This window comes from Streptomyces sp. NPDC057280, assembly GCF_042668605.1.
Classification (GTDB): domain Bacteria; phylum Actinomycetota; class Actinomycetes; order Streptomycetales; family Streptomycetaceae; genus Streptomyces.
Genome location: NZ_JBHUYR010000027.1, coordinates 1 through 1,428 on the forward strand (window position 1 = coordinate 1; position 1,428 = coordinate 1,428).

Sequence of the window (1,428 nt, forward strand, 5' to 3'; positions counted from 1 at the left end):
GGTTGCGTCCAGGGAAGTGGTGTACGGGTTCGACCTGATCCGGGGGTTTGCTCCGGCGTTGGGATGGTGCCCGCATAGATGAACGGCCACCGGCTGATCTTCGAGGTGTCGAAGCCCGAAGGAGATCAGCACGATGACCGCACCTGACAGTCTGCCCCTGCATGTCCTCGCCGAGGACAATCTCGCCGTGGCGAGTCCCGATCTGCTGCGCGCGATGGTCAAGACGTTCGCCGACGCGCTCATGTCCGCAGAGGCAGACGCGCTCTGCAACGCCGAATACGGGCAGGTCAGCGACGAGAGAGTCAATCACCGCAACGGCTATCGCCCGCGCGAGTGGGACACCAGGGCCGGCACCGTCGAACTCGCCATCCCCAAGCTCAGGTCGGGGAGTTACTTCCCGCACTGGCTCCTCGAACGACGACGCCGGGCCGAGCAGGCCCTGATCTCGGTGGTCGCCACCGCCTACCTGCTCGGAGTGTCCACCCGCCGAGTCGAGAAGCTCGCCGAGAGCCTGGGCGTCACCCAGCTGTCGAAGTCCCAGGTCAGTGCCATGGCCAAGCACCTGGACGAGCAGGTCGCCGCATTCCGCAACCGGCCTCTGGATCAGGGCCCTTACGCGTTCATCTGGGTCGATGCGCTCACCCAGAAGGTTCGCGAGGGCGGCCGCATCATCAACGTCCACGCCCTGATCGCGGTCGGCGTCAACGCCGACGGCCACCGCGAGATCCTCGGCATCGACGTCGCCACCGCCGAGGACGGCGCCGGCTGGCTCGCCTTCCTGCGCTCCTTGATCGCCCGCGGCCTGTCCGGCGTCCAACTCGTCATCTCCGACGCCCACGCCGGCCTGGTCGACGCCATCGGCGCGGTCCTGCCCGGCGCGAGCTGGCAGCGATGCCGCACGCATTACGCCCGAAATTTGCTGAGCCAGGTTCCGAAATCGGCCCAGCCCTGGGTGGCCACGCTGCTGCGGACCGTCTTCGAACAACCCGATACCGAAGCCGTCCAAGCCCAGATGCAGCACGTTCTGGACGCACTGGAGGCCAAGTTCCCCAAGGCGGCAGCCCACGTGGACAACGCCCAGCACGACCTTCTGTCATTCACCGCGTTTCCCCGCGAGATCTGGCGGCAGATCTGGTCGAACAACCCGCAGGAACGACTGAACAAGGAGATCCGCCGCCGCACCGACGTAGTCGGCATCTTCCCCGACCGCACCGCCGTCATCCGTCTGGTCGGCGCGGTGCTGGCCGAACAGAACGACGAGTGGACCGAGGCCCGCCGCTACATGGGACTCGACCTGCTCGCCAAGGCCCGCCTCCACCCGATCGAGTCAGAAACCGACGACACCGACCTGCCCACCGAACTCACCGCATAGCCTCAAAGAAGAGATCACCGAGTGGCCGTCAATACACCACTCCAGCGGACGTGACC

Annotated in this window: 1 protein-coding gene; it reads left to right on the forward strand. The window is 66.3% G+C overall.

All coding sequences use genetic code 11. The features are described from left to right. The first annotated feature begins 133 nt into the window (after window positions 1-133). Entirely contained in the window at window positions 134-1,372 is a 1,239-nt protein-coding gene (locus tag ACFUO4_RS45695; RefSeq protein WP_383497264.1) for an IS256 family transposase, read from the forward strand. The last annotated feature ends 56 nt before the right edge of the window (window positions 1,373-1,428 follow it).

What these genes read in the sequence shown, in the direction of transcription:
- ACFUO4_RS45695 (WP_383497264.1), top strand. Translation starts at nt 134, where the DNA reads ATGACCGCACCTGACAGTCTGCCCCTGCATGTCCTCGCCGAGGACAAT.